Genomic DNA, 15,224 nt, shown 5'->3' with positions numbered 1-15,224 from the left:
TCAGGGTTCGCGCCCGGTGGTCAGCGGGTAGCCGCTTTCGCGCCAGGCCTTCATGCCGCCGTCCAGCGCGACCGCATGCGCGAAGCCCATCTCGCGCAGCGTGGCCGCGGCCAGCGTGGAGATGTAGCCCAGCTCGCAGCAGGCCAGGATGCGCCGTGTCGGATCGGGCAGCTCGGTATTGACGCGCAGTTCGAGTTGGCCGCGCGGCAGCAGGCGTGCGCCGGGCACGTGACCCGCCTCATAGGCGTCCCGCTCGCGAACGTCGAGGACGATGAGGTCGTCTTCCTTCGCCTCCACGCGCGACTTGAGTTCGCCGAGCGACATGAAGGGCACGGTGGCGGTGGCCGCGGCCAGCAGGTGCGCCACCGTCTTGCCGCCGCTCATGTTGGTGCGCAGCGCCTCGGTGATGTGCGTGGGCATCGTGAGGTTGAGCGTGCGCATCATCTCGACGAACTCGGCGCGGTCGCGCTTCTGCAGGCGCGGGTTGTTCGCGAGTTCGTCGGCGATGGTGGAATGGCTGCGGCCCTTGTAGTCGTGCGCGGGATAGACCTTGAGCGCGGCGTCGAGCTTCAGCAGTCTGTTGAACAGGCTGTCATGCAGTTGCTCGGGGTCGCCGCTGGGCAGGTCGGTGCGGCCGGTGCCGCCGATGAGCAGCGTGTCGCCGGTGAAGACGCGGTCGCCCACCTGCAGGCACATCGAGTCGGCCGTGTGGCCCGGCGTGTGCAGCGCACGCAGCCGCAGCTTGCCGAGCACGACCATCTCGCCGTCGGCCAGCCGCATGTCGACGAAGGGGGCCGGGCTCTTGCGGTGCATGATGACCGGCACGTTCAATTGCCGTGCCAGTTCCTTGGTCGCGGAGAAGTGATCGGCATGCGTGTGCGTGTCGATCAGGTAGCGGATGCGCACGCCGTCGCGCGAGGCGAGGGCGATGTAGTGGTCGATCTGGCTCAGCTCCGGATCGATCAGCGCGGCAGCGCAGGTGTCGTCGCAGCCGATGAGGTACGACTGGCAGCCGCCGGTCGCAATCTGCTCGAAGACCACCCCGGCTCAGCCTGGCTGTTTCACCACGCGCAGGTACGGCTTGGGCGCCTTCCAGCCGTCGGGGAACAGCTTCTTCGCGTCGTCGTCGGACACCGAGCCGGCAATGATCACGTCCTCGCCCTTCTTCCAGTTGACCGGCGTCGCGACCTTGTGCGCGGCGGTGAGCTGCATCGAGTCGAGCACCCGCAGGATCTCGTCGAAGTTGCGGCCCGTGGTCATGGGGTAGGTCAGCATCAGCTTGATCTTCTTGTCGGGGCCGACGATGAAGACCGAGCGCACGGTGGCGTTGGTGGCGGCGGTGCGACCCTCCGACGTACCGGCCTCCTCGGCCGGCAGCATGTTGTAGAGCTTGGCCACGGCCAGGTCGGTGTCGCCGATCATCGGATACTTCGGCAGGAAGCCCTGCGTCTCCTCGATGTCCTTGGCCCAGCGGTCATGCGCGTCGACCGGGTCGATGCTCAGTCCGATGAGCTTGGCATTGCGCTTGGTGAACTCCGGCTCGATCCTGGCCATGTAGCCCAGCTCGGTGGTGCAGACGGGCGTGAAATCCTTGGGATGCGAGAACAGGATGGCCCACTTGTCGCCGATCCAGTCATGGAACTTGATCGGGCCCTGCGTGGTGTTGGCGGTGAAGTCGGGAGCGATATCGTTGATGCGCAATGACATTCAAGTTCCTTGGGCAGAGGTCGAGGAGACACGTTTTGCCGGCTGTGCGGATCCGGGCATTCAGCAATTCGCCATCGCCTGGTCCGCAAAGAAGTACACCAAAGTACACCACTTTCCGCAGGCGGAAACAAGCGGGGTCATCCGCCCCGCGGGCGGGCATTCGGGCACCCGGCAGGCGCGGAACAAGCCGCGGCGAGGGCGCGAACCGCAGCGGGATGGATGTTCAGCGAGAGGCCGACGAGAAGCTGGCCAAGTCGCCCGGCTTGCGCAGCATCTTGTCGACGTCCGCGGCATGCAGTTCCTCGACCTGCACCATCTGCCGCGCGAACTCTTCCAGCGCAACGGAGCGGCCTTCCACCACGCCGAGCAAGTCGCGGTAGAGCTGCAGAGTGCGGCTCTCGGCCTCCAGCGATTCGCGCAGCATGGCGCCGATGTCGGTCTGGTGCGAGTCGAGCAGGGAGCCGATCGCGAGCGAGGGATAGGCGCCCAGCGTGGTGATCCATTCGCCGACCTGCTGGGCATGCAGCAAGGATTCGTCGGCCTGGCTGCGCAACCAGGACACGATGGGTATGCGCCCGAAGCCGAACACCAGGAAGGAATAGTGCGTGTAGCGCACCACGCCGGCCAGTTCGTCTTCCAGGATGCGGTTGAGCACCGCGACTACCTTCGCCTGATCGAGCTGTTCCATGGCAGCACCCGTTCGTCTCATGTGGGGGCGCGATTATGCGCGGCTGTCGCCGCAACGACCACCTGATGTGCAATGATCCGCGCCGCTGCCGCGATTTCCGCGCCGCGCACCCCACACAGGAGAGACAGTTATGGCCGACCCAGTGAACCCCTTTGGCGATTTGACCAAGATGTTCGAGCAGTTCAAACTGCCGGGCGTGGACATGTCTTCCCTCGTCGAGGGACGGCGCAAGGATGTCGAGGCGTTGGTCGCGGCCAACAAGTCGGCCTTCGAGTCCATGCAGGCGATGGTGCAGAAGCAGACCGAGATGCTTCAGCAGGCCGTGCAGGGCGTGCAGGAACATGCCAAGAGCGCCGTCGCCGCCGGGCTGGACCCGGCCAAGCAGGGCGAACTGGTGCGCCAGGCCATCGAGAAGACGCTGGCCGACATGAAGGAACTCGCCGAGATGGCGCGCGACTCGCAATCGGCCGCGATGGCCCACATCACCGAGCGGGCCAACGAGCACATGGCCGAAATCAAGAAGCTGATCGGCTGAGTTCCTTCGCGGGCTCCTTCGCAGCTTCCTTCGCATAAGCGGCCTGCTCGAAGGCCGCGTAGGTCTGCATGAAGCGCGGGTCGGCGAAGGGCAGTGCCTGCGTCATGATCAAGCCCGCCAGGTCGGCGCTCCGGTCGAACCAGAAATGCGTGTTCAGCACGCCGGCCCAGGTCTGGGAGCCGGCGGAGCGGGCGCCCGGCACATCTTCGTCGACACGCATGAAGGCCATGCTGTGCGACTTCTTCAGGCCGGGGAACAACTCCACGTCCGCCGTGACTGCGGGGTTGGCCGACTTCAGGATCGGGATTTGCACCGAGCCGATCTGGTTCTGCAGCAGGTTGTCGATGGTTTCGCGGCGCAGGATGCGCCTGCCGTCCAGTTCCCCGCCGTTGAGGTACATGCGCAGGAAGCGCAGGTAGTCCGGCGCCGTCGAATACAGCGCATGGCCCATGCCGTAGAACTCGGGCTTGGGCGGCGGCGCGATGTCGAAGTCGGCGAACTCGCCATCGGCCCCACGGATCTTCACGCCCGCGAGCCGGCTGCCCCAGGCCGGGTCCGGCTCGAAGCGCGTGTCGCGCATGCCCAGCGGCTCCAGGATCTCCTCGCGAACGAACTGGTCGACCGGCCGGCCATCCACCTTCTCGACCACCTGGCCCAACCAGTCGATGCCGATGCCGTAGTCCCATTGCGTGCCGGGGTCGAACTGCAGCGGATATTTCAGCGACTGCCTGAGGCCCGACAGGATCGACGGAAACTGCGTCGCCTCCATGTACTTCGCGACATTGGCATTCCAGAACTCGTAGGCCAGCCCCGACGTGTGCGTGGCCAGGTGGCGCACCGTGGCCTGGGTCCTGGGTGCACGAAACACCGGGCCGTCCGGGCCCACCGATTCGAGCACCTTCATCTCGGCGAACTCCGGCAGGATGCTCTCGACCGTGGCGTCCGGGCTGAGCTTGCCGCGGTCCATCAGGATCATGGCGGCGGTGCTGCCCACAGCCTTGGTCATCGAGAAGATCCGGAACACCGTGTCGATGGTCGCGGGATGGCCCGGGCTGGCGTCGCCGGCGGCGCCGCTCCACAACACGCCGTCGCTGTTGCCCAGCGTCGCGACCACGAAGGGCAGGTCCTTGCGCGACACGGCATCCTGGAGGACGCGATCAAACTCATTCATGCTTTGTCTCCTGTTGTTGGGATGCGAACTTTGCGCCTCTTTTCCACGCCTTGACAAGCGTTGTCGGATGCGCCGATGGATAGGAACTGCCTTGCCGACGGGATCTTGATCGGACGCATGAACGTGCCGGCGAAGCCCGTGGACAATACGCGCACCCAATTCCCGATCCACGCCTGTTCAACGTACCCTGAGGCCCACAATGACCGCCGGAAAATCCCGCATCATCTACACGCTCACCGACGAGGCGCCGCTGCTGGCGACCGCATCCTTTCTTCCCGTGATCCAGACCTTCGCGGCGCCCGCGGGCATCGATGTCGTCACCAGCGACGTCTCCGTCGCGGCCCGCGTGCTGGCCGAGTTTCCCGAGCGCCTGACCGAGGCCCAGCGCGTGCCCGACAACCTCGGCGAACTCGGGCGCCTGACCCAGTTCCCCGACACCAACATCATCAAGCTGCCCAACATCAGCGCGTCGGTGCCGCAACTCGTGGCCACCATCCGGGAACTGCAGGCCAAGGGCTACGACCTGCCGGACTTCCCGGAAGACCCGAAGACCGACGAAGACAAGGCCGTCGCCGCGAAATACGCCAAGGCCCTGGGCAGCGCCGTGAACCCAGTCCTGCGCGAAGGCAATTCCGACCGCCGCGCGCCGGCCGCCGTCAAGAACAACGTCCGCAAGAAGCCGCATGCCATGAGCAAGTGGAGCCCGGCATCGCGCACGCACGTATCGCACATGCACGACGGCGACTTCTACCACGGCGAGAAGTCGATGACGCTCGACAAGGCGCGCGACGTGAAGATGGACCTGGTCACTTCAGGCGGCAAGACCGTCCTGCTGAAGAAAAAGGTCGCGCTGCTGGATGCCGAAGTCATCGACAGCATGTTCATGAGCAAGAAGGCGCTCGTGAAGTTCTACGAGGACGAGATGGAGGACGCGCGTGAAACCGGCGTCATGTTCTCGCTCCACGTCAAGGCGACCATGATGAAGGTGTCGCACCCGATCGTGTTCGGCCACGCGGTCAAGGTGTTCTACAAGGACGCCTTCGCGAAACACGGCAAGCTGTTCGAGGAACTCGGCGTCAACGTCAACAACGGCGTGAGCAGCGTCTACGAGAAGATCGAGAAGCTGCCCACCTCGCAGCGTGAGCAGATCATCAAGGACATGCACGCCTGCCACGAGCACCGGCCGGAGCTGGCGATGGTCGACTCGGCCAAGGGCATCACCAACCTGCACGCGCCCAACGACGTGATCGTCGATGCGTCGATGCCCGCCATGATCCGCCAGGGCGGCAAGATGTGGGGCCCGGACGGCCGTCCGAAGGACACCAAGGCCGTGATGCCCGAGAGCACCTTCGCCCGCATCTACCAGGAGATGATCAACTTCTGCAAGACCAACGGCGCCTTCGATCCGGTGACCATGGGCACCGTGCCCAACGTCGGCCTGATGGCGCAGAAGGCCGAGGAATACGGCTCGCACGACAAGACCTTCGAGATTCCCGAGCCCGGCGTGGCCCGCATCGTGGACATCGACACCGGCGAAGTGCTGCTGGAGCAGAAGGTCGAGGAAGGCGACATCTGGCGCATGTGCCAGACCAAGGATGCGCCGATCCGCGACTGGGTCAAGCTGGCCGTGAACCGCGCGCGCCTGTCGGGCATGCCGGCCGTGTTCTGGCTCGACGAATACCGCCCGCACGAGATGGAACTCATCAAGAAGGTCAAGACCTACCTGAAGGACTACGACACCAAGGGCCTGGACATCCAGATCATGTCGCAGGTGCGCGCGATGCGCTACACGCTGGAGCGCGTGATCCGCGGCAAGGACACCATCTCGGTCACCGGCAACATCCTGCGCGACTACCTGACCGACTTGTTCCCGATCATGGAACTGGGCACCAGCGCGAAGATGCTCTCGATCGTGCCGCTCATGGCTGGCGGCGCGATGTTCGAGACCGGGGCAGGCGGTTCGGCGCCGAAGCACGTGCAGCAACTGGTCGAGGAAAACCACCTGCGCTGGGATTCGCTGGGCGAGTTCCTCGCGCTGGCGGTCTCGCTGGAAGACCTGGGCCAGAAGACCGGCAATGCCAAGTCGCTGATCCTGGCCAAGACGCTGGATGCCGCCACCGGCATGCTGCTGGACAACGGCAAGGGCCCGTCGACGCGCGTCGGCGAACTCGACAACCGCGGCAGTCACTTCTACCTGGCGATGTACTGGGCGCAAGCGCTGGCCGCGCAGACCGAGGACAAGGAACTGCAGGCCCACTTCGCGCCGCTGGCCAGGGCATTGGCGGAAAACGAGAACAAGATCGTCGGCGAACTGAAGGACGTGCAGGGCAAGCCCGCGGATATCGGCGGCTACTTCAAGCCGGACATGGCGAAGCTGGCGGCGGTGATGCGGCCGAGCCCGACGTTCAATGCGGCGTTGGAGACGGTGGGGGCGTAGCGCCTGTGCGCGGCCCGCGCTTCAGCGTTTGGCCGCGCTCCCCGACTTCACAACGCCAACTTGATGATGGTGAAGTCGTCCTCCAACGCCCCTGGCCCATGCGCCTCCCGCGCAAAGTCCAGCAGCCCGTCCAGTTCCGACTTCCCGTTGCTGACCGGACGCGTGAGGATCTCGGTGAATTCGGAGAACGCCAGCATCGACCCATCCGGCCGCGTGATCTCGTAGGCGCCGTCGCTGAAGACGAACAGGCGGGCAGGGGACTGCAATACGCATTGCTGTTCCGTGAAGCGCGCAGCCGGTGAGATGCCGATGCAGGCACCTGAAGCCTGCAAAGGCCGGGCTTCCCCTGTCGCATCGCCAGACCCGCTCACTGCGATGGCCGGCGGATGGCCTGCGGATCCGTAGCGGAGCGCACCCGTTGCGCGGTGATAGACGCCGTACCAGACGGTGCTGAACAACTCGCCGTGCCGCTCCATCTGATAGGCCTGGTTGAGCGCGGTGAGCACGGCAGCCGGGCTGCGGAAGTCGGTCTTCTGCAGCGCCTCGGAGCGCAGCGTGTCGGCGACTGCTACCGACAGCAGGGCAGAGCCCACGCCATGGCCGCAGACGTCGATGAGGTAGATCGCCAGGTGCTCGCTGTCGACCCAGTGGTAGCCGAAGGAGTCGCCGCCCAGTTCGGTCGAAGGCACGAAGCGCCAGTCGACCGTGAAGGGTTCCGACAGCGGGTCAGGCAGCACGGCGCGGACATAGCGCTCTGCGTCGCGCAGTTCCAGTTGCAGGCGGTCGTGGGTGAGCTGCAAGGCTTCGCGGGACGCGGCCAGGTCGCTGTGGGCGCGCGTCAGCTCCTGGTTGGCCGCTTCGAGCTGCGAGATGAGCCTCGCCTCGCGCTGGCTCAGCAAGGTCATGTCGTAGGCCTTCTGCTGCACCAGCCGCGTTTCCTCCCACTCGGCCGTCACGTCGAGCAGCAGAACCCACACAGTGCCGTCGCCGTCGTCCGCGAAGAAGTGGATGTCCGCCACGCGCCCGCTGGGCATGGCCATGGAGCGGATCAGGAAGGGTGTTTCCACCAGCGGCAGCATGCCTTCGAGCAAAGGGATCTGGTCGCCCGCGGGTACGCCGAATTCGAGGTCCGACAGCCCGTAGTGCTCCAGGTGGCCGCCGGCCTGCACGAGGTTCTGCGTGTCGTCGACGACCAGGTGCGCGAGCATGCGCTGCGCATCGATCAGCAGCAACAACGAGTCGGAGATCCGCGCGGGGAGGTCCAGCATGGGGGCTACTTCGCCAGGCGTGTCGCCAATTCCTCGAACGCCGCCTCGACGCTGTCGCCGGTCTTGGCGCTGGTGCGCCTGAAGGTCCAGCCTGCCGCCTCCAGTTGCTCGACCCGCTCCGGCGCGAGGGCCCAGTCCTCCACCAGGTCGGCCTTGTTGAGCAGGGCGAGGAAGGGCACAGCGCCGATCTCGGCAGTGATGCGCGACTGGATCGACGCGGCGGTGTCCAGCGTCTCAGGCCGCGTGCCGTCGATCACCAGCAGGTAGCCGGCGGCGCCGCGCAGGTAGCTCACCCGCACGGCCGCGACCGCGTCCTCGCCGGCGATGTCCCAGAGGATCAAGGCCATCTGCTCGGAGCCAACCGTCATCACTTTCTTGTCGATCTTCACGCCGACGGTGGTGAGGTAGGCATCCGAGAAGATGGTGTCGACGTAGCGGCGCACGAGGCTGGTCTTGCCCACGCCGAAAGCGCCCAGGAGGCAGATTTTTTTCTGAAGCATCGGGACTCGTTTATTCCTATTCGCCAGTGCTGACGACGAAAGACACACGCCGGTTCATCGACAACTCGTCCACGCTGGCGCCGGGCTTCAATGGCTCCAGCGGACCGGCGCCACGGACGGCGAGCATGAGCGGATCGACACCGCGGGCCCGCAGCATGGAGCGCACGACTTCGGCGCGGCCCAGGCTGAGGGCGAGATTGGAGTTTTCCTTGCCGGTGGCGTCGGCGTGGCCGACGATGTTCACCTTCACCGGGAAGCCGTGGGTGCGCGACACCTGGATCAGCTCGCGCATTTCCGCCGCGGCGCCGTCGAGCGTCTCCTCCTGGCTGGCCGAGGGGCGCGCCACGTTGTTCTCGAAGTGGATGAGCCGCGCCTCGATGGCGTCGTGCAGGCGCAGGTAGTCCGGGTCCTGGACGTCCTGGAGCGCGCTCAGGTCGATCTTTGGCGCGCCAGCGGGCAGTGTGAGCAGGAAGGCGCGCGCCTTGTCCATCCAGTATTGGGGCGCCGTGCCGCTGGCGCGCACGCCGCTGGCATCCTGCGTCAGCGTGACCGTGGCCGGCGGGTTCAGGGTCGCCTGCATGCGCTTGAGGATGATGGCCGGATGCAGCGCCTGGTAGGGCTCCCAGCGGCCGATGACGCGGGTCGGGTCCAGCTTGGTCTTTGCGAGCAGGTCTTCAGGCTGTGCCGCCAGCGGGTCGCGCAGGCCGGACACCAGCCACTTGCCGCCGCGGCGGTCGGCATTCGTCACGACGATGCCGGGTTGTGCCTGCAACGACTCGACATAGCTGTCCACGCGCCGGCTTTCGATGACGCGCAGCGTGAGCCAATAGCCAAGCGCGATCAGCAGCGCCAATGGAATGATCCAGAGCAGCGGCGAGAACTTCCTGTGATGCTCGGCGTCCTGCGAGATGAGGCAGGGCCGCAGCCGTTCCCCCGCCGCTTCGAGGCCTTCGGTGTCGCCTTCGAATTCCTCCAGAGGCGCACGCCATTCCTCGTGCACCGCGGCCAGCGACTCGCGCAGCCGAATCCGCAACGAAGGCGGTGGATTGCCGTGCACCACCGCGGCCAGGAAGGCCGATGGTCCTTCCTCGATCCACAGCAGCAAGTCGCCCAGGCGCAGGGTGTCGATGCCGCCGCTGTTGGTGCCGCCACTCGCGGATTCGTCGAACGAATCGCGCACGAAATCCTGGATGGCGGAGAGCATCGCCGACACCAGTTGCGGGTCTTGCGTCGTCGCATCGTCGCGGGACACATGCGATATCAGCAGGCCCGTCTTGCGATGGATCATGAAGATGTGGTCGACCCGGTACACCGCCGTGTGCTTGAGCACCACGTCGCCGAAGGTCGTGCCGCTGCGCATGGCCTCGATGCGCCACGTGAGCCCGCGCCACGACAGGCTGTACTTGAGCGCCTGGTTGAGCGATTGCAGCGAGCCGTCGAGGGTCTCGGCGATGGCCTTGCGAATGGCCGGCCCCATCACCGGGTACAGGATGTCGACCATGGTGCGCGGGTTCTTGCGGATCGACGCCTGGGTTGCGCGCTCAACCGTGGGTGCAATGACCTGGCCGAGGTGGTCGCTGCGCGAGGCCGCCAGCGTGAACGCGGCCGGAAGCACCGAGCCGACCGCATCGGCAAACTCGCGTGGATCGTCGAACTTCTGTTGCAGCCGAGCCAGCGCCGCCTTCTCGCGCTCCATCAGGACGTCGCGCAGCGCATCCATGCGCGGATCGTCCTCCAGCCGCGCTGGCGGGAGTTCGATCGCGATGTCCGGATTGACGCAGCGCGCCAATTCCAGCAACAGCCCGGCGAGGCGGCGGCTCTGGTCCTGCTCGGCCTCGCTGCGGTACGCGCTCGTCGCGGCAAGCGACAGGCGTGCGTTCACGGCGTGGCCGCCCCTGCGTCCGACCGCATGGGCCACATCGACTCAAGCGGCGGACGCGCGGTGTCGATCAACCGCCGCCGTTGGCGCCCTTCGGCGACACGTCCTGGTTCAGGCATTTGGCAATCTCGACGAACAGCCCGGCGAGCAGGTTGCGATCGGTCTTGACGTTGCTGAGCTCGGAGAACATGCGCTCCATGGTGGCGCGGGAGTCGTCCTGGCGCTTGCGCATCTCGTCGCGCAGGCCCTGCACCTCATGGCCCAGGCGGTCGGTGAAGTCGCGCTCGTGGCGCGCGAGCTGGTCGGACAACTGGGCGAGGCGCTTTTCCAATGCCTGGGTGTGGTCGCGCAGGCTGCGTTCCAGCTCCTTGTCGGCATCGGCACGCAAGTCCTTTTCCTCGCGGAACTGGCCAGCGACCGATTCGAGCTGCTTCTTGATCGTGGATTCCAGATTGCTCAGGCTGCGCGACGACTCCGCTTCCATGTCGCGAAGCCGCAGTTGAAAGCGCTCTTCCATGATGGAGAAGCGCTTGTCGTAGTCCTGCATCTGGTTGCCGAACAGCAGCTCGCGCATCTTGTCGACGCCGGATGTCTCGCTGCCGTTGCCATTGGTCTGGCCGCCCATCGCTGCCTGCGCCGCCATGGCGGTCTGCACGTCGATGGTCGGTATTGGTTTGCCTGCTTGTGCCATTGGGAAACTCCTGGGGTGGTTGACTGGTTACGCCGGAGACGCCGGCGCCGCGATGCAAAGGCAAATGGCGTGGTCGGGGGCTTGTCAGGGCGGCGCCGTCGGCCGGAACAGGAGCGTCAGGCAATTGCGGCCGTCTTCGTAGCGGTACTGCACACCGTCGGAAAAACGTCGAACGATGGGGATGCCCCAGCCGCCGATCCGTGCGTCCTGCAGGCTGGTGGCGTGCGTCGGGGCAACGACCTGCCGCGGATCGAACTTGTGGCCTTCATCCTCGACTTCCAGCGCGATTTCGTCGCCCTGCCAGCCCAGGCGCAGGAGGATGCGTTGCGCGCCATCGCCGCAGGCATGGGTCATGATGTTCGTGACGACCTCGGTCGAGCAGAGATCGAGGTTGTGCGCAATCTTTTCCGGCAGGTGCTGGCGCTCGGCCCAGTCGTGCACCCAGGCGTTCACCCGCGGGAGTTCGCGCAGCTCGCTGTCGACGATCAGGGAAGCCTCCGGCTCCCCGCCGTTCGATGACATCAACGGCTTTCGGAGGAGGCCATCAGCGCACTGAAGGCGGAATCGACATCGGGATAGACCGGGATGATCGTGTCGATGCCTGCCATCTTGAGCACCTCCGCCACAAGGGGTTGCGGGCTGGCGAGGACCATGCCGCCGCCGCGCGAGGACTGGGCCCGCGCATTGATCACCAGCGTGCGGATACCGATGGACGCCAGGAAAGACACCTCGGACATGTCCACCACGGCAAGAAGCTTGCGGGACCCGACCATCGCCTTGAAGCGGTTGTCGATGTCGTGCCCGCCGATACTGTCCATGCGCCCAACCAGGCTGATCTTCTCGATGCCATCAGCCAGTTGTTCCCGTCTCAGGTCCATACGATCTCCGCAGAGGATGTCGATGTCGAACGTTGAGCCAGCAGGAGCCTCCGACACAAGAATCGCCTGATCCGTCGGTCTTCTTGTACAGAATAAAAACCGGGATTTGTGCGTCTTGCGATCAACAAGCAGGATCGTCGTCAAGCATACGCGCAAAGTATTACTACGTCGATAACTTGGTATCGTTAAAACTCGCGATGGGGGCAACTGAATCGGTGCCGGATGCTCAGCTTGTCTGGTGGGCGGACGCGATGCGGGCCTGCCACGGAATCAGCAGGGGAACCAGCAACTCGATGACCGCGACCAGCACCACTGCCGTCGCGGGTCTGCCAGTCACGTGCCACGCGGCGAGCCGGCCGAGGCCGCCCAGGAAGACGGCCATGCTCACGATCCTGAACAGGGCGGTCTGACGCTCGATTTGCGGGACGATCCACCAGATGATGATGGCCAGGCCCACATCCCAGCCGGACATGAAGCGGAACTGGCTGTCGAGATTCGGCGATGCGGCTGCGGCGGGAATGTAGAACTCGACACCGAAGAGCAAGCCGAGCGTGCCGACCGCGAGCGGCAACAGGCTCAGCAGCAGGACGATCGACTGAAGGGCGCGCTTCATGGGACACCTCCTCGGACAAGTCGGCGCATGCCGCGCCAGGCAGCTATTGCTACAGGCTGTACGTCACCAGCCGGAACTCCGGATCTTCGGCGAACATCTTCACGGTGAAGCCAATGTGCCGCATGAGCTTCAGCATGTCGTGGTTGTTGGTCAGCACCAGCCCGTCCATTTCGGACAGGCCCTTGTCCCGGGCCACGTCCATGATCCCCTCCATGAGCCGCGAGCCCAGGCCCTTGCGCTTGTAGGCGTCGGCGATCACCAGCGAGAACTCGCAGCTGATCTTGTCCGGATTGATGGCGTAGCGCGACACGCCGACGATGTACTCCATCTCCTTGACGGTACCGTCGTCGGAAAGGACACGCTCCTGGACGACCGCGACTAGCGCCATGTCCCGGTCATAGTCGATCAGCGTGAAGCGCGACAGCATCGTGGCCGGCAGCTCGTGGAACTGCGAGACGAAGCGGAACCAGCGGCTCTCCGGCGAGAGTTCCCGCACGAAGTTCTGCAGCATGTCCGCATCGTCCGGGTGCACTGGTCGGATCGTGCAGGTGCCGCCGCCGCCCATGACGAACTCGCGCTGGTAGCGCGCGGGGTAGGGCAGGATCGCCAGGTGCTGGTAGCCGCGGGCATAGCCGCTGAGCGCCTGCGGCGTGCTGCCAACGACGATGCGCGCATCGACCGCGATGGCGCCGGCCTCGTCCACGATGATGGGGTTGATGTCCATCTCCCGCAGCTCGGGCAGTTCGCAGACCATCTCCGACACGCGCAGCAGCACATGCTCCAGCGCCTCCATGTCGACCGGCGGGGCGCCGCGCCATTCGCGCAGGGTCTCCGCCACGCGGGAGCGTTCGATCAGGCGGCGTGCGAGGAACTGGTTGAGCGGCGGCAGTTCCATGGCGCGGTCGTTCAGCAACTCGATCATGGTGCCGCCGGCGCCGAACACGATCACCGGGCCGAACGGGTCGTCGGTGACCAGCCCCACATAGATCTCCCGGCCGCGCCGCGCCGACGCCATCTTCTGGACGGTCACGCCATGGATGCGCGCCGCCGGCGCCAGGCGCTTCACGCGTTCCATCAGTTCATTGAACATGTCGCGCGCACCGGCGCCGTTCAGGATGTTGAGCGCCACGCCCTCGACGTCGGTCTTGTGGCTGATGTCGGGCGAGTCGATCTTGAGCGCCACCGGAAAGCCGATCTGCGTCGCCAGCATCATGGCCTCGTTGGCGGTGCGCGCCAGCACGGTGCGGGTGATCGGGATGTGAAAGGACGAGAGCAGCGTCTTCGACTCCATCTCGGTCAGCACGGTGCGGCGCTCGGACAGCACGCTGTCGATCAGCAGGCGGGCGCCCTCGATGTCGGGCTTGGCCAGCGGCGACAGCGGCGGCGGCGTCTGCTGCAGCAGCAACTGGTTCTGATAGAAGGATGCGATGTTGCCGAAGGCGCCGACGGCCGCTTCCGGCGTGCGGAAAGTCGGGATGAGCGCATCGGACAGCACCTTGCGCGCATTGCCGACGGTGGCGTCGCCCATCCAGCATGCCAGCAAAGGCTTGCGCATCGGGCGCGGGAATTCGGTCAGCGTGTGCGCGACGGCTGCTGCGTCGGCGCCGGCCTTGGGCGAATAGATGGCCAGCACGCCATCGACCTGCTTGTCGGCCGCGGCGGCGGTGATGGCGGCGTGGTAGTGCGTGGCGTCGGCTTCTTCGGACAGGTCGATCAGGTCGGTCAGCGTGGCATGGGGTGGCAGCTGCGGCCTCAACTTGTCGATCGACTCGGCAGAGAGCTTGCCCAGCTCCAGGCCGATCTCGTTGACCCAGTCCGCCGCAAGCACGCCCGGACCGCCGCCGTTGGTGACGATGGCCAGCCGCTGACCCACCGGCCGATAGCGCGACGCCAGGCACTTGGCCGCCGAGAACAACTCGACGAACGAGCGCACCCGGACCGCCCCGGCCCGCCGCAATGCCGCGTCGAACACGTCGTCGCTGCCGACGGTTGCTGCGCTGTGCGTGTGCGCGGCCTCGTTGCCCGCGGGCTTGCGTCCGGCCTTGAGCACCACGACCGGCTTGGCATGCGAGGCCGAGCGGAGTGCACTGATGAAGGGACGGGCCTCCGAGATGCCTTCGAGGTACACGACGATGCTGTGCGTCGCGCTGTCGTCGGCCAGGAAGTCCAGCACGTCCGCGATGTCGAGCGCGGTATGGGGGCCGAGCGAGACCACGCTGGAGAAGCCCACCGCGTTCTGGCGCGCCCAGTCCAGCATGGCGGCTGTCAACGCGCCGGATTGCGAGACCAGCGCCAACGGGCCGGTCGCTGCGAGCGGGCCGACCGTGCTGGCGTTGAGGCGCAACGCAGGCCGCTGGTGGCCCAGCGAATTTGGCCCCAGCAGGTGGATGCCCTCGCGGCTTGCGACCCTTCGCAAATCGGCTGCTTCGTCAGGGCCGATGCCGGACGAGATGACCAGTGCGGAACGGCAACTCAGGCGGCCGGCAATGCCCAGTGCCGCCGGAATGTCCCGGCTCGGCAGGGCGATGATCGCCAGGTCCGCGCGCGCCTGTACCAGGTCGCCCAGCGTTCCGCTGGTGTGCACGTCCAGGTATTCCAGGGTTCCTTCGAAGCCGCCGGCTTCCAGCGCACGGCGAATCGCGGTCGAATGCCAGTGGTCGTCTTCCGCCTGCCGGATCGCCCCGGCGAACACCACGACCGATTCGGGAGCGAACAATGGTGTGAGGTAGTGCTTTTGCATGAGTGCGGGGCGCCAGTTCTTCGTCCGGGGGAAAGCGAGCATATACCGAGCCCCGGGGGCCGTTTTCGACTCGCTGCATCAAGCGGCCGGTACGCGCAGAATCCTGCTGCGGCCCCA

At 65.9% G+C, this 15,224-nt stretch carries 14 protein-coding genes; 2 read left to right on the top strand and 12 right to left on the bottom strand.

The features are described from left to right. From HCU76_RS37140 to HCU76_RS03535, 3 genes are all read right to left on the bottom strand, one after another. Positions 1 to 1,041 (bottom strand): MBL fold metallo-hydrolase, encoded by a 1,041-nt coding sequence (locus tag HCU76_RS37140; RefSeq protein ID WP_213956580.1) that lies wholly within the window; start codon positions 1,039 to 1,041, stop codon positions 1 to 3. Positions 1,042 to 1,047: 6 nt separating this feature from the next. Beyond that, positions 1,048 to 1,707, bottom strand: a complete 660-nt coding sequence (locus HCU76_RS03540) for a peroxiredoxin (protein WP_213956581.1) — start codon at positions 1,705 to 1,707, stop codon at positions 1,048 to 1,050. 223 nt (positions 1,708 to 1,930) lie between these two features. Further along, positions 1,931 to 2,395 (bottom strand): bacterioferritin, encoded by a 465-nt coding sequence (locus HCU76_RS03535; RefSeq protein WP_213956582.1) that lies wholly within the window; start codon positions 2,393 to 2,395, stop codon positions 1,931 to 1,933. Between the two features lie 130 nt (positions 2,396 to 2,525). Between HCU76_RS03535 and HCU76_RS03530 the strand changes: the two genes are divergently transcribed. Next, positions 2,526 to 2,930, top strand: coding sequence for a phasin family protein (locus HCU76_RS03530; RefSeq protein ID WP_213956583.1), 405 nt, complete (start codon positions 2,526 to 2,528; stop codon positions 2,928 to 2,930). Here HCU76_RS03530 and HCU76_RS03525 read toward each other — a convergent pair. Next, entirely contained in the window at positions 2,911 to 4,101 is a 1,191-nt protein-coding gene (locus HCU76_RS03525) for a serine hydrolase (RefSeq protein WP_218508498.1), read from the bottom strand. The two genes, HCU76_RS03530 and HCU76_RS03525, sit on opposite strands and share 20 nt — an antisense overlap. Before the next feature lie 199 nt (positions 4,102 to 4,300). Between HCU76_RS03525 and HCU76_RS03520 the strand changes: the two genes are divergently transcribed. Next, positions 4,301 to 6,538, top strand: a complete 2,238-nt coding sequence (locus HCU76_RS03520; RefSeq protein ID WP_218508497.1) for an NADP-dependent isocitrate dehydrogenase — start codon at positions 4,301 to 4,303, stop codon at positions 6,536 to 6,538. A gap of 47 nt (positions 6,539 to 6,585) precedes the next feature. Here the strand turns inward: HCU76_RS03520 and HCU76_RS03515 are convergent, their stop codons facing one another. The 8 genes from HCU76_RS03515 to HCU76_RS03480 all read right to left on the bottom strand — a co-directional run bounded on the left by HCU76_RS03515 (position 6,586) and on the right by HCU76_RS03480 (position 15,107). Then, a complete protein-coding gene (locus HCU76_RS03515) occupies positions 6,586 to 7,806 on the bottom strand; it encodes a PP2C family protein-serine/threonine phosphatase (RefSeq protein WP_218508496.1) in 1,221 nt (406 codons plus the stop codon). A gap of 5 nt (positions 7,807 to 7,811) precedes the next feature. Further along, positions 7,812 to 8,306, bottom strand: a complete 495-nt coding sequence (locus HCU76_RS03510; protein ID WP_213956587.1) for a Rab family GTPase — start codon at positions 8,304 to 8,306, stop codon at positions 7,812 to 7,814. A gap of 16 nt (positions 8,307 to 8,322) precedes the next feature. Then, positions 8,323 to 10,188, bottom strand: a complete 1,866-nt coding sequence (locus HCU76_RS37135; RefSeq protein ID WP_218508495.1) for an OmpA family protein — start codon at positions 10,186 to 10,188, stop codon at positions 8,323 to 8,325. Positions 10,189 to 10,255: 67 nt separating this feature from the next. Continuing rightward, the gene (locus HCU76_RS03500; RefSeq protein ID WP_218508494.1) at positions 10,256 to 10,876 is read right to left on the bottom strand and encodes a hypothetical protein; all 621 of its coding nucleotides are present in this window, start codon (positions 10,874 to 10,876) and stop codon (positions 10,256 to 10,258) included. 84 nt (positions 10,877 to 10,960) lie between these two features. Then, positions 10,961 to 11,398 carry an ATP-binding protein gene (locus HCU76_RS03495; protein WP_213956590.1) on the bottom strand — a complete coding sequence of 146 codons (438 nt, stop codon included), beginning with the start codon at positions 11,396 to 11,398 and terminating at the stop codon, positions 10,961 to 10,963. Then, positions 11,398 to 11,898, bottom strand: a complete 501-nt coding sequence (locus HCU76_RS03490; protein WP_213956591.1) for an STAS domain-containing protein — start codon at positions 11,896 to 11,898, stop codon at positions 11,398 to 11,400. Before HCU76_RS03490 ends, HCU76_RS03495 begins: the two co-directional genes overlap by 1 nt. A gap of 82 nt (positions 11,899 to 11,980) precedes the next feature. Then, a complete protein-coding gene (locus tag HCU76_RS03485) occupies positions 11,981 to 12,367 on the bottom strand; it encodes a DUF4345 domain-containing protein (protein WP_213956592.1) in 387 nt (128 codons plus the stop codon). A 49-nt stretch (positions 12,368 to 12,416) separates the two neighbouring features. Next, complete coding sequence (locus HCU76_RS03480; RefSeq protein WP_213956593.1) at positions 12,417 to 15,107, bottom strand: bifunctional acetate--CoA ligase family protein/GNAT family N-acetyltransferase; 2,691 nt, start codon at positions 15,105 to 15,107, stop codon at positions 12,417 to 12,419. Positions 15,108 to 15,224: the final 117 nt, after the last annotated feature.

The sequence above is a fragment of the Variovorax sp. dw_308 genome, from assembly GCF_019207085.1.
In the GTDB taxonomy this organism is placed as follows: Bacteria; Pseudomonadota; Gammaproteobacteria; order Burkholderiales; family Burkholderiaceae_C; genus Variovorax.
Note: the sequence above shows the minus strand (reverse complement) of the source record. Positions and strands in the feature narration are given on the sequence as shown.